Source organism: Gemmobacter aquatilis, assembly GCF_900110025.1.
Classification (GTDB): domain Bacteria; phylum Pseudomonadota; class Alphaproteobacteria; order Rhodobacterales; family Rhodobacteraceae; genus Gemmobacter; species Gemmobacter aquatilis.
Window position 1 is genome coordinate 1 of record NZ_FOCE01000009.1, and the last position, 18750, is coordinate 18750.

An 18750-nucleotide genomic window follows, 5' to 3' on the forward strand; every position below is an offset into this window, starting at 1 on the left:
ATGCCGGGCGACAACCTGAAGTTCAACGTCGAACTGATCGCGCCGATCGCCATGGAAGAGAAGCTGCGCTTCGCCATCCGTGAAGGCGGCCGTACCGTCGGCGCAGGCGTCGTCTCGAAAATCATCGCCTGATGATTTTGGGGCTTGCCCGAAAGGGCAGGCCCAACTAAACGCGCGATGATGCGTAGGCGAGTCAGCCCAAGGGCTGACTCGCTCAATTTCATCCTTATGCACGAAACCTTCGGAAGAGGGGCCGGGGGCGGGAAGCCGCCCCTTCGCTACCCGCCGAGCCCAAGGGGCGACTATATGACTCAGACCATCCGCATCAGGCTCAAAGCCTTCGATTACCGCGTTCTGGATGCCAGCACGCAGGAAATCGTGAACACGGCCAAGCGGACCGGCGCGCAAGTGCGTGGCCCGATCCCGCTGCCGAACAAGATCGAGAAATTCACGGTTCTCCGTGGTCCGCACATCGACAAGAAGTCGCGCGACCAGTGGGAAATCCGCACGCACAAGCGTCTTCTCGACATCGTTGACCCGACCCCCCAGACCGTGGACGCGCTTATGAAGCTCGACCTCGCCGCTGGCGTGGACGTCGAGATCAAAGTGTAAGGGGAGGCGAACATTATGCGTTCTGGTGTTATCGCCAAGAAGCTGGGCATGACCCGGCTGTTCCTCGAAGACGGCAAGCAGGTTCCTGTGACCGTTCTTCAACTCGACGCCCTGCAGGTGGTTGCACAGCGCACCGCCGACAAGGATGGCTACACGGCCGTTCAGCTGGGTGCCGGTTCCGCCAAGGCCAAGAACACGACCGCTGGTATGCGTGGCCATTTCGCGAAAGCGAATGTGGCACCCAAGCGCAAAGTGGCCGAGTTCCGCGTTTCGGCTGAAAACCTGATCGAAGTGGGCGCGGAAATCACCGCCGACCACTACCTCGCTGGCCAGTTCGTGGACATCGCGGGTACCTCGATCGGTAAAGGCTTTGCCGGTGCGATGAAGCGTCACAACTTCGGCGGTCTGCGGGCCTCGCACGGTGTGTCGATCTCGCACCGTTCGCACGGGTCCACCGGCCAGTGCCAGGACCCCGGCAAGGTGTTCAAGGGCAAGAAGATGGCGGGTCATCTGGGTGCCGTACGCGTCACCACGCAGAACCTGCAGGTTGTCCGCACCGACGCCGACCGTGGCCTGATCATGGTCAAGGGCGCCGTCCCGGGCTCCAAGGGTGGCTGGGTCACCGTCAAGGATGCCGTGAAAAAGGCTGCTCCGGCGGGCCTGCCGCTTCCGGCTGCCATCCGCTCGGCAGCTCCGGTTGCTGAAGCTGCCGTCGAAGGGGGTGAAGCATGAAACTTGATGTGATCAAGCTGGACGGCGGCACCGCCGGTTCCATCGATCTGGACGAAGCGCTGTTCGGCCTCGAGCCGCGCGCCGACATCCTGCACCGTGTGGTGCGCTGGCAGCGCGCGAAATCGCAAGCTGGCACGCACTCGACGCTTGGCAAGTCGGATGTGTCCTACTCCACCAAGAAGATCTATCGTCAGAAAGGCACCGGCGGCGCACGTCACGGTTCCAAGAAGGCGCCGATCTTCCGTCACGGTGGTGTGTACAAGGGCCCGCAGCCGCGCAGCCATGCGCATGACCTGCCCAAGAAGTTCCGCGCGCTCGGCCTGCGCCATGCCCTTTCGGCGAAAGCCAAGGCGGGCGAGCTGATCATCATCGACTCGCTGGTGATGACCGAGGCCAAGACCGCACAGCTTGCAAAGGCTGCGAAGGAACTGGGCTGGAAACGCGTCCTCATCATCGACGGCTCCGACGTGAACGAAAACTTCGTCATGGCGGCCCGCAACATCGAGACCATCGATGTGCTGCCGTCGATCGGTGCCAACGTCTATGACATCCTGAAGCGTGATCAGCTCGTGATCACCAAAGCAGGTGTCGAAGCTCTGGAGGCTCGTCTGAAATGACCGTCAAGCCCGAACATTTCGACCTGATCAAGAGGCCGATCATCACCGAAAAAGCCACCATGGTGGGCGAGGCCAATGCCGTCGTTTTCCAGGTGGCGATGGATGCGACCAAGCCGCAGATCAAGGAAGCCGTCGAGGCCGTCTTTGGTGTGAAGGTGAAGGCGGTGAACACCACCATCACCAAAGGCAAGGTCAAGAAGTTCCGCGGCCGGATCGGCGAGCGGAGCGACAAGAAGAAGGCTTATGTGACCCTTGAAGAGGGGAACTCTATCGACGTGGCCTCCGGCCTCTGATAGAAGCCCAGCGAATCTTGCGGCCCCGGTGAATTGACCGGGGCCGCGGATTTTTTCGACGGGGATCTTCGGAGCCCTACAACCGCGAGACGGCGACCCAAGTCTGAGCAATCAGAGCCAACAGGGGCGCTATTCGCAAGCTAACGGAAGACAGAAAGCATGGCACTCAAGTCGTATAAACCGACGACGCCTGGCCAGCGTGGGCTGGTTCTGATCGACCGTTCGGAGCTTTGGAAAGGCCGTCCGGTCAAAGCCCTCACCGAGGGTTTGATCAAGACTGGTGGCCGGAACAATACCGGACGCGTCACGATGTGGCACAAGGGCGGCGGCGCGAAGCGTCTCTACCGCGTTGTGGATTTCAAACGTCGTAAATTCGATATGGCGGCAGTCGTTGAACGGATCGAATACGATCCGAACCGCACCGCCTTCATCGCGCTGATCAAGTACGAGGATGGCGAGCTTGCCTATATCCTCGCGCCGCAGCGCCTCGCCGTGGGTGACTCCGTCATCGCCGGTGCCAAGACCGACGTGAAACCGGGCAACGCAATGCCGTTCTCCGGCATGCCGATCGGTACCATCGTTCACAACGTCGAGCTGAAGCCCGGCAAGGGCGGCCAGCTGGCCCGCGCTGCTGGCACCTATGCCCAGTTCGTTGGTCGTGACGGTGGCTATGCCCAGATCCGCCTGTCCTCGGGCGAACTGCGCATGGTGCGTCAGGAATGCATGGCCACCGTTGGTGCCGTGTCGAACCCTGACAACTCGAACCAGAACTTCGGTAAGGCCGGGCGCATGCGCCACAAAGGCGTGCGTCCGACGGTTCGCGGTGTTGCCATGAACCCGATCGATCACCCGCATGGTGGTGGTGAGGGCCGGACCTCTGGTGGTCGTCACCCGGTTACGCCGTGGGGCAAGGGCACCAAGGGCAACAAGACCCGCAAGAACAAGCAGACCGACAAGTACATTGTCCGGTCGCGCAATGCGAAGAAGGGGCGTTAATCCATGTCGCGTTCTGTTTGGAAAGGCCCCTTTGTCGACGCTTATGTGCTGAAGAAAGCCGAAAAAGCGCGTGACTCGGGCAAAAGCGAAGTGATCAAGATCTGGTCGCGTCGTTCCACCATCCTGCCGCAATTCGTCGGGCTGACGTTCGCCGTCTACAACGGCAAGAAGCACATCCCGGTGAATGTGACCGAAGAAATGATCGGCCAGAAATTCGGTGAGTATTCGCCGACCCGGACCTACTACGGTCACGCCGCCGACAAGAAAGCCAAGAGGAAGTAATCGCCATGGGTAAGGAAAAGAATCCGCGCCGCGTGGCGGAGAACGAGGCTTTCGCCAAGGCGAAAATGCTTCGCACCTCGCCGCAGAAGCTGAACCTCGTCGCTGGCCTGATCCGTGGCAAGAAGGTGGAAAAGGCGATTGCCGATCTGACCTTCTCCAAGAAGCGGATTGCGCAAGACGTGCTGAAGTGCCTGCAGTCGGCCATTGCCAACGCTGAAAACAACCATGGGCTCGACGTTGACGCCCTGGTGGTTGCCGAAGCCTATTGCGGCAAGAACCTGGTGATGAAACGGGGCCGTCCGCGTGCGCGTGGCCGGTTCGGCAAGATCATGAAGCCGTTCTCGGAAATCACCATCAAGGTGCGTCAGCAAGGGGAGACTGCGTAATGGGTCAGAAGGTTAACCCCATCGGGATGCGCCTCCAGGTCAACCGCACCTGGGACAGCCGCTGGTTCGCCGACTCGAAAGACTACGGCAACCTGCTGCTTGAAGACCTCAAGATGCGTGAGTTCATCCACGAGGAATGCAAGCAGGCTGGCGTGTCGCGCGTCATCATCGAGCGTCCGCACAAGAAGTGCCGTGTGACCATTCACACCGCACGTCCGGGCGTGATCATCGGCAAGAAAGGCGCGGACATCGAAGGTCTGCGCAAGAAGCTGACCGCGTTCACCAAATCGGAACTGCACCTCAACATCGTTGAAGTCCGCAAGCCCGAACTGGACGCCCAGCTTGTGGCCGAATCGATCGCCCAGCAGATGGAGCGTCGCGTGTCCTTCCGTCGCGCCATGAAGCGTGGCGTGCAGAACGCGATGCGCATCGGTGCGCTCGGCATCCGTGTGAACGTCGGTGGCCGCCTTGGTGGTGCCGAAATCGCCCGGACCGAATGGTATCGTGAAGGCCGCGTGCCGCTGCATACCCTGCGTGCCGACATCGACTATGCGCTGTCCGAAGCCAAGACCCCTTACGGGATCATCGGCGTGAAGGTCTGGATCTTCAAAGGCGAAATCCTTGAGCATGATCCGCAAGCGCATGACCGTCGCCTCAGCGAAGCCCAAGACGGCCCCGCGCCGCGCGCTCCGCGCCGCGACCGCGAACGCGCCTAAGGAGTAGTAGAGATGCTGCAACCGAAACGGACGAAGTTCCGCAAACAGCACAAGGGCCGGATCCATGGCGAAGCAAAGGGCGGTTTCGCCCTGAACTTCGGCACCTTCGGCCTGAAGGCGACCGAGCCGGAGCGTGTGACCGCGCGCCAGATCGAAGCCGCCCGTCGTGCGATCACCCGTCACATGAAGCGCCAGGGCCGCGTCTGGATCCGGATTTTCCCGGATGTCCCGGTCTCGTCGAAGCCTACCGAAGTCCGCATGGGTAAAGGTAAGGGGTCGGTGGATTACTGGGCAGCCAAGGTGAAGCCGGGCCGCATCATGTTCGAGATCGACGGCGTTGCCGAAACGATCGCGCGTGAAGCCCTGCGTCTGGGTGCGATGAAGCTGCCGGTCACCACCCGCGTGATCGTGCGCGAAGACTGGTAAGATCGGGCCGGGGTCAAACCCGTCTGAGACAGGGGGCCCTGCCAGAAATGGCGGGGCCCTTTCTCAATGGGGCAGGGGCAAACTTTCCCTTGCCCTGTTGGGTGCGCTCCTGTAGAGGAACCCATCCTGCGGATTCCGGGCTACCGGGATTCGTCGGCTTATCATTGATCCACCAGATCACAGGTGACCTTGCAGCAAGCAGCAGGGGCCCTCTGGTGATTGAAAAAAGGAAAAGGCGAATGACCGCCACGGAATTCAAGGCCAAGACGCCGGAACAGCTGCGCGAGCAGCTGCTGGCGCTGAAAAAGGAAGCGTTCAACCTGCGCTTCCAGCAAGCGACCGGCCAGCTTGAAAACACCGCCCGCATGCGCGCTGTCCGCAAGGACGTGGCCCGCATCAAGACGGTGCTGAACCAGAAAGCCGCTGAAGCGGCGGCGAACTGAGGAGAAGACCCATGCCGAAGCGTATCCTGCAGGGTGTCGTCACCTCGGACAAGAACGAGCAGACCATCACCGTTCTCGTCGAGCGCCGTTTCAAGCACCCGCTGCTGCAAAAGACCGTCCGTAAGTCGAAGAAATATCGCGCTCACGATGCGGAAAACAAATTCAAGGTTGGCGACTCTGTTCGTATCGAAGAGTGCGCGCCGATCTCGAAGACCAAACGCTGGACGGTGGTAGTCGAGGCGTAAGCCTCGGCCCATCGTTCGGCCTTGAACGAAACCCTGGGACCGTGACGGATTAGCGGAACCAAAGGTCGGGAGAAACCAAATGATCCAGATGCAGACCAATCTGGATGTTGCTGACAACTCTGGCGCTCGCCGAGTTCAGTGCATCAAGGTTCTGGGCGGTTCACACCGCCGCTACGCATCCGTGGGCGACATCATCGTGGTGTCGGTCAAGGAGGCGATTCCGAAAGGTCGCGTGAAGAAGGGGGACGTGCGTAAAGCCGTCGTCGTTCGCACCGCGAAAGAAGTTCGTCGTGAAGATGGCACCACCATCCGTTTCGACCGTAACGCCGCCGTCATCCTGAACAACCAGGGCGAACCGGTCGGCACCCGTATCTTCGGGCCGGTCGTGCGTGAACTGCGTGCGAAGAACTTCATGAAGATCATCTCGCTGGCTCCGGAGGTGCTCTGATGGCCGCTAAGCTGAAAAAAGGCGACAAGGTTGTCGTGCTGACCGGCAAGGACAAGGGCAAGCAAGGCGAAATCGCCTCGGTGAACCCCTCGGTCAACAAGGCCGTGGTCGAAGGCGTCAACATCGCCATCCGGCACACCAAGCAGTCGCAAGCCTCGCAAGGCGGCCGGATCGCGAAAGCGATGCCGATCGACCTGTCGAACCTGGCGATCGTTGACAAGAACGGCAAACCGACCCGCGTGGGCTTCCGCATGGAAGGCGACGTGAAGGTCCGTTACGCCAAGACCACGGGGGACGTGATCTGATGCTTGACGCTGCACAATATACCCCGCGCCTGAAGGCGACCTACAAGGCCAGCATCCGTGCGGCCATGAAGGAAGAGTTCGGCTACAAGAACGACATGCAGATCCCGCGTCTGGACAAGATCGTGATCAACATGGGCGTTGGCGAAGCCGTGAAAGACACCAAGAAGGTCAAAGCTGCCGCCGAGCAGATGACGGCCATCGCGGGTCAGAAGGCTGTCATCACCCATGCCAAGAAGTCGATCGCCGGCTTCCGCGTGCGTGAAGAAATGCCGCTCGGCTGCAAAGTCACCTTGCGTGGCGACCGCATGTACGAATTCCTCGACCGTCTCATCAACATCGCGCTGCCGCGCGTCCGCGACTTCCGCGGCGTGAAGGGCAGCTCGTTTGATGGCCGTGGCAACTATGCCATGGGTCTGAAGGAGCAGATCGTGTTCCCCGAAATCGAGTTCGACAAGATCGACGACGTGCTCGGGATGGACATCATCATCTGCACCAACGCAAAGACCGACGCCGAAGCGAAGTCGCTGCTGAAGCACTTCAACATGCCGTTCGCAAGCTGATCGCGCGAGGAAAGATATTATGGCCAAGAAATCCATGATCGAACGCGAGAAGAAGCGTCAGCATCTGGTGGACGTTTACGCCACCAAGCGCGCCTCGCTGAAAGAGATCATCAAGAACCAGGACCTTCCGGTTGCCGAGCGCTTCACCGCTGCTCAGAAACTCGCTGGTCTGCCCCGCAACTCGTCCGCCACCCGGCTGCACAACCGCTGCCAGCTGACGGGCCGTCCTCATGCTTACTACCGTAAGCTCAAACTCTCGCGGATCATGCTGCGCGAACTGGCCTCCTTCGGTCAGATCCCCGGCATGGTGAAGTCGAGCTGGTAAGGGAGAGAGGCACATGTCTATGAACGATCCTCTCGGCGATATGCTGACCCGCATCCGCAACGCTCAGCTGCGCGGAAAATCGACTGTCGCCACCCCGGCATCCAAGCTTCGCGCCTGGGTTCTCGATGTGCTGGCTGATGAAGGCTATATCCGCGGCTACGAGCGCGCCACGACCGAAAACGGTCAGGGTGAGCTGGTGATCTCGCTGAAATACTTCGAAGGCACGCCGGTCATTCGCGAAGTGAAACGCGTCTCCAAGCCGGGCCGCCGTGTGTATATGGGCGTGAAGGACATTCCGTCCGTCCGTAACGGTCTCGGCATTTCCATCGTCTCCACGCCGAAAGGCGTCATGTCCGATGCAGCAGCACGCTCCGCCAATGTTGGTGGCGAAGTGCTCTGCACCGTGTTCTGAGGAGGGTTAAATGTCTCGTATCGGCAAGAAACCCGTCGCACTGCCGCAAGGCGTTTCGGCCTCGGTGTCCGGCCAGACCGTCGAAGTGAAGGGGCCGAAAGGCACCCGCAGCTTCACCGCGGCCGACGACGTGACGCTGTCGCTGGAAGAGGGCTCGGTCAAGGTGACGCCGCGCGGCACCTCCAAGCGCGCCCGACAGCAGTGGGGCATGGTCCGGTCGCAGGTCGAAAACCTGGTGACCGGCGTGACCGCAGGCTTCAAGAAAGAGCTGGAAATCCAGGGCGTGGGTTACCGCGCCGCGATGGCCGGCAATGTGCTGAAGCTCTCGCTGGGCTACAGCCATGAGGTCAACTTCGAAGTTCCGGCTGGCGTCACTGTGACGGCTCCGAAACAAACTGAAATCGTTGTGGAAGGCATCGACCAGCAGCTCGTTGGTCAAGTCGCCGCGAACATCCGCGATTGGAAGCGCCCCGAGCCCTATAAAGGCAAAGGTATCCGCTACAAGGGCGAGTTCGTCTTCCGCAAGGAAGGCAAGAAGAAGTAAGGACCGGGATCATGGCGAACAACAAGAGAGAGCTGTTCCTCAAGCGCCGCCTGCGCGTCCGGAACAAAATCAAGGCGATGTCGAACGGGCGCCTGCGCCTGTCCGTGCACCGCTCCAGCAAGAACATTTCTGTTCAGCTGATCGACGACGTGAACGGTGTCACGCTCGCTTCGGCCTCGACCCTCGAAAAGGATCTGGGCTTCGTGGGCAAGAACAACGTCGAGGCCGCCACCAAGGTGGGCGCGACGATTGCCGAACGCGCCAAAGCGGCCGGTGTCGAAGAGTGCTACTTCGACCGCGGTGGTTTCCTCTTTCACGGGAAGATCAAGGCCTTGGCCGATGCTGCCCGTGAAGGCGGCCTGAAGTTCTGAGGAGTTGAAAAATGGCAGAACGTGAAAACCGTCGGGAAGGCCGTCGTGATGACCGTCGCAGCGATGCCCGCGAGGAAACTCCGGAATTCGCCGATCGTCTCGTAGCGATCAACCGCGTTTCGAAAACCGTGAAGGGCGGCAAGCGCTTCGGCTTTGCAGCTCTGGTCGTTGTCGGGGATCAGCGCGGTCGCGTTGGTTTCGGCAAGGGCAAGGCGAAAGAAGTGCCGGAAGCGATCCGCAAGGCAACGGAACAGGCCAAGCGCCAGATGATCCGCGTGCCGCTGAAGGACGCCCGCACCCTGCACCACGACATGGAAGGCCGTCATGGCGCCGGTAAAGTCGTGATGCGCGCCGCTGTCGCGGGGACCGGCATCATCGCCGGTGGTCCGATGCGCGCCGTGTTCGAGATGCTTGGCCTGCAGGACGTCGTGGCGAAATCGCTCGGCTCGCAGAACCCCTACAACATGATCCGCGCGACCATCGACGGTCTGAAGCAGGAATCGAGCCCCCGTCAGGTCGCGCAGCGTCGCGGCAAGAAAGTGGCTGACATCCTGAAGAAGCCCGAAGCTGAAGTTGTGGAGGCCTGAGCATGACCGCGAAGAAAACCATCGTCGTCAAGCAGGTCGCCTCGGCAGCACGCCGCCCGGCAGTCCAGACCGCGACCCTCAAGGGTCTTGGCCTGAACAAGATGAACCGCACCCGTGAACTGGAAGATACCCCTTCGGTTCGTGGCATGGTCCGCAAGATCTCGCACCTCGTCGAGATCATCGAAGAGCGCGGCTGAGCGGCAGGGCAGGGGCAACCTTGTCAGTGAATTGAAGGGCGCGCGGGTTGCACCGCGCGCCTTTCCCTTTTAATAGGCACCTACGGAATCCGTAGGGACGCCGTGCAACAAGCAAGAAATGCCGTGTTGGCCCCATCCGTCGCAGGCGGGGCTATTCCGGCCTAGGAGAGTGCGACATGAAACTTCACGAACTGTCAGACAACGCCGGCGCCGCCAAGAAGCAAAAGCGCGTGGCGCGTGGCCCGGGCTCGGGCAAGGGCAAGACCGCTGGCCGCGGGATCAAGGGCCAGAAATCGCGTTCGGGCGTGGCGATCGGCGGCTATGAAGGCGGCCAGATGCCGCTTTACCGTCGTCTGCCGAAGCGTGGCTTCAACAAGCCGAACGCCAAGCATTACGCGGTTGTGAACCTGGGCCTGATCCAGAAATTCATCACCGAAGGCAAGCTGAACGCGGCCAATGACATCACCGAAGAGGCGCTGGTCGCGTCGGGTCTGGTGCGTCGCGCACTGGACGGTATCCGCGTGCTGGCCAAGGGCGAGATTACTTCGGCCGTGACCCTGAAGGTCACCGGCGCTTCGGCTGCGGCGGTCGAAGCGGTCGCCAAGGCTGGCGGCTCGCTGACCGTTGCGGAAACGGCGTCGGCTGCGGAATAATGTTGTGAGCGGTCGCAAGACCGCTTACATCAAGCGCAAGTTTTCCCGCGCCGCCGACCGGAAAGCCCGGTTCGGCGGCGCTCTCATGAAAGAGACTTGTTCTCGGAAAGAGTCTGGGCATGGCATCTGCTGCAGAGCAAATGGCGGCGAACCTCAGTTGGGGCGCCCTCGGCAAGGCGACTGATCTTCGCCAACGCATCTTTTTCACCATCGGGCTTCTGATCGTCTATCGCCTTGGCACCTATATCCCCGTGCCGGGAATCGACGGTGCTGCGCTGCGTCAGTTCATGTCGGATGTGTCATCCGGTCTGGGCGGCATCCTGAACATGTTCACCGGCGGCGCGATCAGCCGCATGGGGATCTTTGCCCTTGGCATCATGCCCTATATCTCGGCCTCGATCATCGTGCAGCTTCTGGCGTCGATGATCCCCGCGATGGAGCAGCTCAAGAAAGAGGGCGAGCAGGGCCGTAAGAAGATGAACCAGTACACGCGCTACGGCACCGTGGCGCTGGCGACCTTCCAGGCCTATGGCATCGCCGCCTCGCTGGCCTCCGGCGGTCTGGCACATACGCCTGACGCGTTCTTCTATGCCTCCTGCGTCATCACGCTGGTCGGCGGCACGATGTTCCTGATGTGGCTGGGCGAGCAGATCACCGCACGCGGCATCGGCAATGGCACCTCGCTGATCATCTTCGTTGGCATCGTGGCCGAAATTCCTGCCGCTCTCGCCAACTTCTTCAGCCAGGGCCGGTCGGGCGCCATCTCGCCCTTCGTCATCGTTGGTGTGCTGGTCATGGTCGTTCTGGTCATCGCGGCGGTGGTGTTCATGGAACGCGCCCTGCGCAAGATCCACATCCAGTACCCCCGCCGTCAGGTGGGCATGAAGATCTATGACGGTGGCTCCAGCCATCTGCCGATCAAGGTGAACCCGGCGGGTGTGATTCCGGCGATCTTCGCCTCGTCGCTCTTGCTGTTGCCGACCACGATCGCCGCCTTCTCGCACAGCCAGTCCGGCCCGGTCATGTCCACGATCCTGGCCTATTTCGGCCCCGGTCAGCCGCTTTACCTGCTGTTCTTCACCTCGATGGTGGTGTTCTTCGCCTATTTCTACACCCACAATGTCAGCTTCAAGGTTGATGACGTGGCCGAGAACCTGAAGAACCAGAACGGCTTCGTCCCCGGCATCCGTCCCGGCAAGAAGACCGAGGATTATCTGGAATATGTGGTGAACCGCGTTCTGGTGCTTGGCTCGGGGTATCTGGCGCTGATCTGTCTGCTGCCCGAAATCCTGCGCAGCCAGCTGGCGATCCCGTTCTACTTTGGTGGGACTTCCGTGCTGATCGTGGTTTCGGTCACCATGGACACCATCAACCAGATCCAGTCGCATCTTCTGGCCCATCAATACGAAGGCCTGATCGAGAAATCGCAACTGCGTGGCAAGAAACGCGGGGCGAAAGCTCCCACCCGTCGCTGACACAACGAGAGGAACGTCGCACCATGGTCAATATCATCCTTCTCGGCCCGCCTGGCGCCGGCAAAGGCACTCAGGCCAAGCGGCTGGTGGACGAGCGGAACATGGTGCAGCTTTCCACCGGAGACATGCTGCGCGAGGCGAAATCCTCGGGCAGCGAGATGGGCAAGCGCGTGGCCGAGGTCATGGACAAGGGCGGTCTGGTCACGGACGAGATCGTGATCGGGCTGATCGAGGAAAAGATCACCGGCAATGCCGGCGGTGGGTTCATCTTTGATGGTTTCCCCCGGACCCTGCCGCAGGCGGATGCGTTGGGGGCGCTGCTGGCAAAGATGGGGCAGGGGCTGGATGCGGTGATCGAAATGCAGGTGGATGACGCGGCACTAGTTGCCCGCATCACCGGGCGCTACACCTGCGGTACTTGCGGTGCGGTTTACCACGATCAGACCAAGCCCACCGCCCAGCCGGGCATCTGCGATGCCTGTGGCAGCGACAAGATGGTGCGCCGCGCCGATGACAACGAAGACAGCCTGAAGCAGCGGCTGATGGAATATTACAAGAAAACCTCGCCGCTGATCGGCTATTACTATGCCAAGGGCAAGCTCAGCACGGTGGATGGGCTGGCGGAAATGGACGCTGTTGCAGCGGCCGTTGCGAAAGTTCTTGACAAGTCTTGAAATCCACCTCTCGGCCCTTGACGGGCCTGTGAAAACCCCCTAATCCACGGCGTCCCGCATGGGAATCGTCCGTGGCTTTCGGGTTTGATCCCGGTTGCCGGGATGTTCGATCCGGACGGCGTTTAATGCACTCTCGCGCCGATCCGGGGTTGTGAAAAAAGGTTCTGGCATTACGGAACCGCAACAAGAGGAAGAACGCATGGCACGTATTGCTGGCGTCAACATTCCGACCGGGAAACGCGTCCCGATCGCACTGACCTATATCCATGGCATCGGCGACCATTTCGCTGAACAGATCTGCGAAGCGCTGTCGATCGACCGTGCCCGCCGCGTGAACCAGCTTTCGGATGCCGAAGTGCTGGCGATCCGTGAATACATTGACGCCAACTTCACCGTCGAGGGCGACCTGCGCCGCGAAGTGTCGATGAACGTCAAGCGTCTGATGGACCTTGGCTGCTACCGTGGCCTGCGTCACCGTCGCAACCTGCCGGTTCGCGGTCAGCGCACCCACACCAACGCCCGTACCCGCAAAGGCCCCGCCAAGGCCATTGCCGGCAAGAAGAAGTAAGGGGAGGGTAGCACATGGCTCGCGACAAGACCCGTATGAAGCGCAAAGAGCGCAAGAACATCGCCGCTGGCGTCGTTCATGTGAACTCGTCCTTCAACAACACCAAGATCCTGATCTCCGACGTTCAGGGCAACGCCATTTCCTGGTCGTCCTCGGGCACCATGGGCTTCAAGGGCTCGCGCAAATCGACGCCTTACGCCGCCCAGATGGCCGCCGAGGATGCTGCCCGCAAGGCGCAGGAACACGGCATGAAAACCGTCGAAGTGGAAGTGCAAGGCCCGGGTTCGGGCCGTGAATCGGCGCTGCGCGCCCTGGCCGCCGTTGGCCTGACCATCACTTCGATCCGTGACGTGACGCCGCTGGCCCATAACGGCTGCCGTCCGCCGAAGCGTCGCCGCGTCTGACGCGATTTTATCAATCGGGCCGCGCATCTTTGCGCGGCCCGGTTGTCTATTTCTGATCCTCGGGCGTTTTCTGCTTAGGGACATGGGCAGAGAACAGGTATGGAGGCGATAGCATGATCCACAAGAATTGGGCTGAACTCATCAAGCCGACGCAGTTGGTCGTGAAGCCGGGGCCCGATGCCTCGCGCACCGCTACCGTCATCGCCGAACCGCTGGAGCGGGGTTTTGGCCTCACGCTCGGCAACGCGCTGCGGCGCGTGTTGATGTCGTCGCTGCAGGGGGGCGCCATCACCTCCGTGCAGATCGACAATGTGCTGCACGAGTTTTCTTCGGTCGCCGGTGTGCGTGAAGACGTCACCGACATCGTACTGAACCTCAAGGGTGTCGCGCTCAAGATGGAAGTCGAAGGGCCGAAGCGCCTGTCGATCTCTGCCAAGGGCCCGGGCGTCGTGACGGCTGGCGACATTTCTGAATCGAATGGCATCGAGGTTCTGAACAAGGATCACGTCATCTGCCACCTCGACGATGGTGCGGACGTGTTCATGGAACTGACCGTGAACACCGGCAAAGGGTATGTTTCCGCCGACAAGAACAAGCCCGAAGATGCACCGATCGGCCTGATCGCCATCGACGCGATTTTCTCGCCGGTCAAGAAAGTGTCCTACGAAGTCACCCCGACCCGCGAAGGTCAGGTGCTGGACTATGACAAACTGACACTGAAGATCGAAACCAATGGCGCGCTGACGCCGGATGACGCCGTGGCCTATGCCGCGCGTATCCTGCAAGACCAGCTTGCCGTGTTCGTCAACTTCGACGAGCCGGAATCGGCCACCAAGGCCGAGCTGGAAACCGGGCTGGAATTCAACCCGCTCCTCCTCAAGAAAGTGGACGAGCTGGAACTTTCGGTGCGTTCGGCCAACTGCCTGAAGAACGACAACATCGTCTATATCGGCGATCTGATCCAGAAAACCGAAGCCGAGATGCTGCGCACCCCGAACTTCGGCCGCAAGTCGCTGAACGAGATCAAGGAAGTTCTGTCCGGCATGGGCCTGCACCTTGGCATGGATGTCGAGGATTGGCCGCCGGAAAACATCGAAGATCTGGCCAAGCGCTTCGAAGACCAGTTCTAAGAGTTTGGGGGGCGGCAACGCCCCCCAAATGCCCGCACTGGCGGGGAAAGCCCGGGCAATTCCGCCCCAACGAAGTGGCCCCAACGCAGGGCTGCAAGACAAAGCAAAACGCTAGGAGATCATCATGCGTCACGCTCGCGGCTACCGCCGTCTGAACCGTACCCACGAACACCGCAAGGCCATGTTCGCCAACATGTCCGGCGCCCTGATCGAGCACGAGCAGATCAAGACCACCCTTCCGAAAGCGAAGGAACTGCGTCCGATCGTCGAAAAGCTGATCACGCTGGCCAAGCGCGGCGATCTGCACGCCCGTCGTCAGGCGGATGCGCAGCTCAAGGAAGACAAGCATGTCGAGCGTCTGTTCGCCATTCTCGGCCCGCGCTATGCCAACCGTCAGGGCGGCTATATCCGCATCATGAAGGCCGGCTTCCGCTATGGCGACATGGCGCCGATGGCGATCATCGAATTCGTGGATCGTGACACTTCTGCCAAAGGCGCCAGCGACCGCGCCCGCCTGGAAGCGGAAGAAGCATCCGAAGCTTGAGATCCGTCACCCCGGTGACAGAAAGGCCCGCCCTCTGGCGGGCCTTTTGCTTTGGGCCATCAAGCCCGCGTGACCCCGCCGCGTGACGATTGCGGCAGCCCGGACCTTGCGCCATATCGGGGGTCACACTGACAGCGACGAAGGCCCTCATGTCCCGGATCAAGCCCTTTCTTGCGGCGCCGCTTCTGGCGCTTCTTCTGGTCGGCACCGCGCTTGCGCAAACCGTGCCGCAATCGCAGCCCCAGGTGCAGCTCAGCTTCGCCCCGGTGGTGAAACAGACCGCACCCGCCGTGGTGAACATCTACGCTTCCAAACTGGTGCAGCGCCGCGAAACCCCTTTCGCGGGCGACCCGTTCTTCGAGCAGTTCTTCCAGCAATATGGCCGCACCACCCCGCGCATCGAAAACTCGCTGGGCTCCGGCGTGATTGTCGGCGCCGACGGGCTGGTCGTGTCCAACTACCACGTCGTCGGCAATGCGACCGAAATCACCGTGGAGCTTTCGGACCGGCGCGAGTTCAAGGCGCATGTGCTGCTGGCGGATGAGGAGGCCGATCTCGCGGTGCTGCAACTGGAGGACGCCGCCGATCTGCCCGCGCTGACGCTGCGCAATTCCGATACGGTCGAGGTGGGCGATCTGGTTCTGGCCATCGGCAACCCGTTCGGCGTGGGGCAAACGGTGTCTTCGGGCATCATCTCGGGCCTCGGCCGCTCCACCCTGTCGATCGGGGCGGGGCGCGGCTATTTCGTGCAGACCGATGCCGCCATCAACCCCGGCAATTCCGGCGGCGCGCTGGTGGACATGAATGGCGCGCTGGTCGGCATCAATACCGCGATCCTGACACGCGGCGGCGGCTCCAACGGCATCGGTTTCGCCATTCCGGCCAATCTGGTGCAGAATTTCATTGATCAGGCGGTGGCCGGCCAAACCCGCTATCAGCGCCCTTGGGCCGGGGTCACCGGGCAGGCGATGGATGCCGCCATGGCCGAGGCGATGGGCCTGCCACGCCCCGAAGGCGTGGTCATCTCGGGCCTGCATCCCGACAGCCCGTTCAAGGCGGCGGGGCTGGGCGTCGGTGACGTGATCCTGTCGCTGGAAGGCGAACCGACCGACAGCCCGCAAGAGGTGATGTTCCGCCTCGCCGCGCTTGGCATCGGCAAGGATGTCACCGTCCGCTACCTGCAGGACGGGGACGAGGAAACCGCGACCCTTTCGCTCATCACCCCGCCGGATAGCCCGGCCCGCGATGCGCGCACGCTGACCGGCGATCTGGTGCTGCGCGGGCTCGGCATCAGCCGCATCAACCCCGCCGTCGCCGCCGAGATGGACCTGCCGGATGGCCTGTCCGACGGCGTGGTGGTGACCGAGGTGGCAGGGCTTGCCGCCCGTGTGGGCCTGCAACCGGGCGACGTGATCACCGCGATCAACGGCACGCCCGTTACCACGCCCGAGGATGTCGAAACCCTGTCGCAACCCGCCCGCGGCCGCTGGGCCATCGAGGTGCAGCGCCGCGGCGATCCCTTGCTGCTGCGCTTCCGCATCTGACCTTCCCCCCGCGCGGGGGAGGGCGTAATCTCGCGCCATGTCCGATCTGTTCGACACCCCCGCCCGTCCGCAACCCGAGGCCCCGCGCCCTCTGGCCGACCGCCTGCGCCCGAAAACCCTGGCCGAGGTGATCGGCCAGACCCATGTGCTTGGCCCCGAGGCGCCGCTGGGCGCCATGCTGGCGGCGGGCAGCCTGTCGTCGCTGATCCTCTGGGGGCCACCCGGTGTGGGCAAGACCACCATCGCGCGGCTGCTGGCCGATCAGACCAATCTGGCCTTCGTGCAGATTTCTGCGATCTTCACCGGCGTGCCGGACCTGCGCAAAGTGTTCGAACAGGCCAAGATCCGCCGGGCGAACGGGCAGGGGACGCTGCTGTTCGTGGACGAGATCCACCGCTTCAACAAGGCGCAGCAGGATGGCTTCCTGCCGCATATGGAGGATGGCACCATCCTCCTCGTCGGTGCCACCACCGAAAACCCCTCGTTCGAGTTAAACGCCGCCCTGCTGTCGCGCGCGCAGGTCGTGGTGCTGGAACGGCTCAGCCTCGCCGATCTGGAACGCCTCGCCCAGCGGGCCGAACAGGAACTGCACCGCGCCCTGCCGCTGAAAGCCGAGGCGCGCGAGGCGCTGCTGGACATGGCTGATGGCGACGGTCGCGCCCTGCTGAACCTGATCGAGCAGGTGGCCGCCTATAAAGGCGCCCCCCTGACGCGCGACCAGCTTTCGCAACGCCTGATGCGCCGGGCCACGAAATACGACAAATCGGGCGAGGAGCATTACAACCTGATCTCCGCCCTGCACAAATCGGTGCGCGGCTCTGATCCCGACGCGGCGCTGTACTGGTTCGCGCGGATGCTGGAAGGCGGCGAAGACCCGCGCTTTCTCGCCCGCCGCCTGACCCGCATGGCGGTCGAAGACATAGGTCTGGCCGATCCGCAGGCGCAGGCGGTCTGCATCGACAGTTGGGAAACCTATGAACGGCTGGGCAGCCCCGAAGGGGAACTGGCGCTGGCCAATGCGGTGGTCTATCTCGCGCTCGCGCCGAAATCGAACGGCGTCTATGTCGCCTACAAGGCCGCCCGCGCCGCCGCGCGTGACACCGGCAGCCTGCCACCGCCGCTGCATATCCGCAACGCGCCGACCAAGCTGATGAAGGATATCGGCTATGGCGCGGGCTATGCCTATGACCATGACGCCGAAGACGGCTTTTCCGGGCAGGATTACTTCCCCGAAGGCATGAAGCGCCCGGTCTTCTACACCCCGCCCGAACGCGGGTTCGAGCGTGAGTTGAAAAAGCGCGTGGAATATTTCGCCAAACTGCGCGGCAAACGGCAGGGCGGATAACGGCCTGCCATTTCACCCTGGTCTAAATACTCACCTTTCCACCGGCAAAGCCGGGCGCGCGGCAGAAGAGGGGGCGCAGCCCCCATCGCCTGCGGCGATTCCCCCGGAGTATTTTTGCCAGGATGAAAGGATCAGACGTGCTGCGCGCCGTTGACCTCGATCTCGGCGCCGGAAATGTAGCTGGATTGATCGGAACACAGGAACCAGATCGCATCCGCCACCTCTTTCGGCTGCCCCAGCCGCCGCATCGGCAGTTTCTCGACGATCTTGTCGGTGCCGGGCGACAGGATCGCCGTCTCGATCTCGCCCGGCGCGATGGCGTTGACCCGCACCCCCATCGGCCCGAAATCATGCGCCATTTCCCGCGTCAGCGCCGCCAGCGCCGCCTTTGACGTGGCATAGGCCGCCCCCGCGAAGGGATGCACCCGCACCCCGGCAATCGAGGTCACGTTGACGACAGAGCCTTTCGCCGCCGCCAGTTCATCCTTGAAGCCGCGCGCCAGCACGATCGAGGCGAAGAAGTTCACATGGAACACCTGCCCCCAGGTGCGCAGATCGGTGTCCAGCGTGCTCAGCCGCCCGCCGCCCGGCGCCTTGGGTGAAATGCCCGCATTGTTCACCAAGGCATGCAGCTTGCCGCCGATCTTTTCCTTGATCCGCGCAATCGCCGCGATGGTGGCATCAGGCGAGGCGAGGTCGATCTGGATATGGTTTTCCTCGCCACCCGGCCAGGGGCAGCGTGGATCGAAGGCCTGGCGCGAACAGGTCAGCACCCGCCAGCCCTCGGCGCCAAAGCGTTTTACCGTGGCATGTCCGATGCCCCGGCTTGCCCCCGTCAGCACCATGACCTTCTGTTCGCTCATCGCAGCCTCCGCCATTTGGCGCCACCCTACGCGCTGGCATGGGAATTGCAACC

At 62.0% G+C, this 18750-nt stretch carries 31 protein-coding genes; 30 read left to right on the top strand and 1 reads right to left on the bottom strand.

Translation table 11 applies throughout. The annotated features are described in order from the left end of the window. From BMX43_RS14275 to BMX43_RS14420, 30 genes are all read left to right on the top strand, one after another. Nucleotides 1-132: EF-Tu C-terminal domain-related protein (locus BMX43_RS14275; RefSeq protein WP_483863935.1), on the top strand; the 132-nt coding region annotated here is incomplete at its 5' end. 174 nt (nucleotides 133-306) lie between these two features. Further along, entirely contained in the window at nucleotides 307-612 is a 306-nt protein-coding gene (gene rpsJ / locus BMX43_RS14280) for a 30S ribosomal protein S10 (protein ID WP_091302849.1), read from the top strand. 15 nt (nucleotides 613-627) lie between these two features. Beyond that, nucleotides 628-1344 (top strand): 50S ribosomal protein L3, encoded by a 717-nt coding sequence (gene rplC / locus BMX43_RS14285; RefSeq protein ID WP_091302572.1) that lies wholly within the window; start codon nucleotides 628-630, stop codon nucleotides 1342-1344. After that, complete coding sequence (gene rplD, locus BMX43_RS14290) at nucleotides 1341-1961, top strand: 50S ribosomal protein L4 (protein WP_091302574.1); 621 nt, start codon at nucleotides 1341-1343, stop codon at nucleotides 1959-1961. Before rplC ends, rplD begins: the two co-directional genes overlap by 4 nt. Beyond that, nucleotides 1958-2254: a 50S ribosomal protein L23 gene (locus BMX43_RS14295; protein WP_091302576.1), complete on the top strand. Its 297-nt coding sequence runs from the start codon at nucleotides 1958-1960 to the stop codon at nucleotides 2252-2254. The genes rplD and BMX43_RS14295 overlap by 4 nt, the downstream gene beginning before the upstream one ends. A gap of 159 nt (nucleotides 2255-2413) precedes the next feature. Further along, nucleotides 2414-3250, top strand: coding sequence for a 50S ribosomal protein L2 (gene rplB, locus BMX43_RS14300; RefSeq protein ID WP_091302578.1), 837 nt, complete (start codon nucleotides 2414-2416; stop codon nucleotides 3248-3250). Nucleotides 3251-3253: 3 nt separating this feature from the next. Beyond that, nucleotides 3254-3532: a 30S ribosomal protein S19 gene (gene rpsS, locus BMX43_RS14305; RefSeq protein ID WP_091302580.1), complete on the top strand. Its 279-nt coding sequence runs from the start codon at nucleotides 3254-3256 to the stop codon at nucleotides 3530-3532. A gap of 5 nt (nucleotides 3533-3537) precedes the next feature. Next, nucleotides 3538-3918 (top strand): 50S ribosomal protein L22, encoded by a 381-nt coding sequence (gene rplV / locus BMX43_RS14310; protein ID WP_091302582.1) that lies wholly within the window; start codon nucleotides 3538-3540, stop codon nucleotides 3916-3918. Beyond that, nucleotides 3918-4634, top strand: a complete 717-nt coding sequence (rpsC, locus tag BMX43_RS14315) for a 30S ribosomal protein S3 (protein ID WP_091302583.1) — start codon at nucleotides 3918-3920, stop codon at nucleotides 4632-4634. Before rplV ends, rpsC begins: the two co-directional genes overlap by 1 nt. A 12-nt stretch (nucleotides 4635-4646) precedes the next feature. After that, nucleotides 4647-5060, top strand: coding sequence for a 50S ribosomal protein L16 (rplP, locus tag BMX43_RS14320; RefSeq protein ID WP_091302585.1), 414 nt, complete (start codon nucleotides 4647-4649; stop codon nucleotides 5058-5060). A 239-nt stretch (nucleotides 5061-5299) separates the two neighbouring features. Then, on the top strand, nucleotides 5300-5503 hold the full coding sequence (gene rpmC / locus BMX43_RS14325; protein WP_091302588.1) for a 50S ribosomal protein L29: 204 nt from the start codon (nucleotides 5300-5302) through the stop codon (nucleotides 5501-5503). An 11-nt stretch (nucleotides 5504-5514) separates the two neighbouring features. Continuing rightward, nucleotides 5515-5748: a 30S ribosomal protein S17 gene (gene rpsQ / locus BMX43_RS14330; RefSeq protein WP_091302590.1), complete on the top strand. Its 234-nt coding sequence runs from the start codon at nucleotides 5515-5517 to the stop codon at nucleotides 5746-5748. Nucleotides 5749-5827: 79 nt separating this feature from the next. Next, a complete protein-coding gene (gene rplN, locus BMX43_RS14335) occupies nucleotides 5828-6196 on the top strand; it encodes a 50S ribosomal protein L14 (protein WP_091302592.1) in 369 nt (122 codons plus the stop codon). Beyond that, nucleotides 6196-6501 carry a 50S ribosomal protein L24 gene (gene rplX, locus BMX43_RS14340; RefSeq protein ID WP_091302594.1) on the top strand — a complete coding sequence of 102 codons (306 nt, stop codon included), beginning with the start codon at nucleotides 6196-6198 and terminating at the stop codon, nucleotides 6499-6501. Before rplN ends, rplX begins: the two co-directional genes overlap by 1 nt. Next, complete coding sequence (rplE, locus tag BMX43_RS14345) at nucleotides 6501-7061, top strand: 50S ribosomal protein L5 (RefSeq protein ID WP_091302596.1); 561 nt, start codon at nucleotides 6501-6503, stop codon at nucleotides 7059-7061. Before rplX ends, rplE begins: the two co-directional genes overlap by 1 nt. Before the next feature lie 19 nt (nucleotides 7062-7080). Further along, nucleotides 7081-7386, top strand: coding sequence for a 30S ribosomal protein S14 (rpsN, locus tag BMX43_RS14350; protein ID WP_091302598.1), 306 nt, complete (start codon nucleotides 7081-7083; stop codon nucleotides 7384-7386). A gap of 13 nt (nucleotides 7387-7399) precedes the next feature. Further along, nucleotides 7400-7798 carry a 30S ribosomal protein S8 gene (rpsH, locus tag BMX43_RS14355; RefSeq protein WP_091302599.1) on the top strand — a complete coding sequence of 133 codons (399 nt, stop codon included), beginning with the start codon at nucleotides 7400-7402 and terminating at the stop codon, nucleotides 7796-7798. A gap of 10 nt (nucleotides 7799-7808) precedes the next feature. Then, nucleotides 7809-8342: a 50S ribosomal protein L6 gene (gene rplF, locus BMX43_RS14360; protein WP_091302601.1), complete on the top strand. Its 534-nt coding sequence runs from the start codon at nucleotides 7809-7811 to the stop codon at nucleotides 8340-8342. An 11-nt stretch (nucleotides 8343-8353) separates the two neighbouring features. Then, nucleotides 8354-8713, top strand: a complete 360-nt coding sequence (gene rplR / locus BMX43_RS14365) for a 50S ribosomal protein L18 (RefSeq protein ID WP_091302603.1) — start codon at nucleotides 8354-8356, stop codon at nucleotides 8711-8713. 11 nt (nucleotides 8714-8724) lie between these two features. Next, on the top strand, nucleotides 8725-9300 hold the full coding sequence (gene rpsE, locus BMX43_RS14370) for a 30S ribosomal protein S5 (RefSeq protein ID WP_091302605.1): 576 nt from the start codon (nucleotides 8725-8727) through the stop codon (nucleotides 9298-9300). A gap of 2 nt (nucleotides 9301-9302) precedes the next feature. Then, the gene (gene rpmD / locus BMX43_RS14375; protein WP_091302607.1) at nucleotides 9303-9497 is read left to right on the top strand and encodes a 50S ribosomal protein L30; all 195 of its coding nucleotides are present in this window, start codon (nucleotides 9303-9305) and stop codon (nucleotides 9495-9497) included. 176 nt (nucleotides 9498-9673) lie between these two features. Further along, the gene (gene rplO, locus BMX43_RS14380; protein WP_091302609.1) at nucleotides 9674-10150 is read left to right on the top strand and encodes a 50S ribosomal protein L15; all 477 of its coding nucleotides are present in this window, start codon (nucleotides 9674-9676) and stop codon (nucleotides 10148-10150) included. A gap of 119 nt (nucleotides 10151-10269) precedes the next feature. Then, a complete protein-coding gene (secY, locus tag BMX43_RS14385; RefSeq protein WP_091302611.1) occupies nucleotides 10270-11625 on the top strand; it encodes a preprotein translocase subunit SecY in 1356 nt (451 codons plus the stop codon). A gap of 23 nt (nucleotides 11626-11648) precedes the next feature. Continuing rightward, on the top strand, nucleotides 11649-12299 hold the full coding sequence (locus BMX43_RS14390; RefSeq protein ID WP_091302613.1) for an adenylate kinase: 651 nt from the start codon (nucleotides 11649-11651) through the stop codon (nucleotides 12297-12299). A gap of 199 nt (nucleotides 12300-12498) precedes the next feature. Further along, nucleotides 12499-12867, top strand: coding sequence for a 30S ribosomal protein S13 (gene rpsM / locus BMX43_RS14395; RefSeq protein WP_091302616.1), 369 nt, complete (start codon nucleotides 12499-12501; stop codon nucleotides 12865-12867). A 14-nt stretch (nucleotides 12868-12881) separates the two neighbouring features. Next, on the top strand, nucleotides 12882-13271 hold the full coding sequence (gene rpsK, locus BMX43_RS14400) for a 30S ribosomal protein S11 (RefSeq protein ID WP_054301602.1): 390 nt from the start codon (nucleotides 12882-12884) through the stop codon (nucleotides 13269-13271). 113 nt (nucleotides 13272-13384) lie between these two features. Further along, on the top strand, nucleotides 13385-14401 hold the full coding sequence (locus tag BMX43_RS14405; RefSeq protein WP_091302617.1) for a DNA-directed RNA polymerase subunit alpha: 1017 nt from the start codon (nucleotides 13385-13387) through the stop codon (nucleotides 14399-14401). Between the two features lie 124 nt (nucleotides 14402-14525). Beyond that, on the top strand, nucleotides 14526-14945 hold the full coding sequence (rplQ, locus tag BMX43_RS14410) for a 50S ribosomal protein L17 (RefSeq protein WP_091302619.1): 420 nt from the start codon (nucleotides 14526-14528) through the stop codon (nucleotides 14943-14945). A 149-nt stretch (nucleotides 14946-15094) separates the two neighbouring features. Then, nucleotides 15095-16489, top strand: coding sequence for a Do family serine endopeptidase (locus BMX43_RS14415; protein WP_091302621.1), 1395 nt, complete (start codon nucleotides 15095-15097; stop codon nucleotides 16487-16489). A gap of 37 nt (nucleotides 16490-16526) precedes the next feature. After that, nucleotides 16527-17834: a replication-associated recombination protein A gene (locus BMX43_RS14420; protein ID WP_091302623.1), complete on the top strand. Its 1308-nt coding sequence runs from the start codon at nucleotides 16527-16529 to the stop codon at nucleotides 17832-17834. A 131-nt stretch (nucleotides 17835-17965) separates the two neighbouring features. Here the strand turns inward: BMX43_RS14420 and BMX43_RS14425 are convergent, their stop codons facing one another. Next, nucleotides 17966-18697: an SDR family NAD(P)-dependent oxidoreductase gene (locus BMX43_RS14425; protein ID WP_091302851.1), complete on the bottom strand. Its 732-nt coding sequence runs from the start codon at nucleotides 18695-18697 to the stop codon at nucleotides 17966-17968. Between the last annotated feature and the right edge of the window lie 53 nt (nucleotides 18698-18750).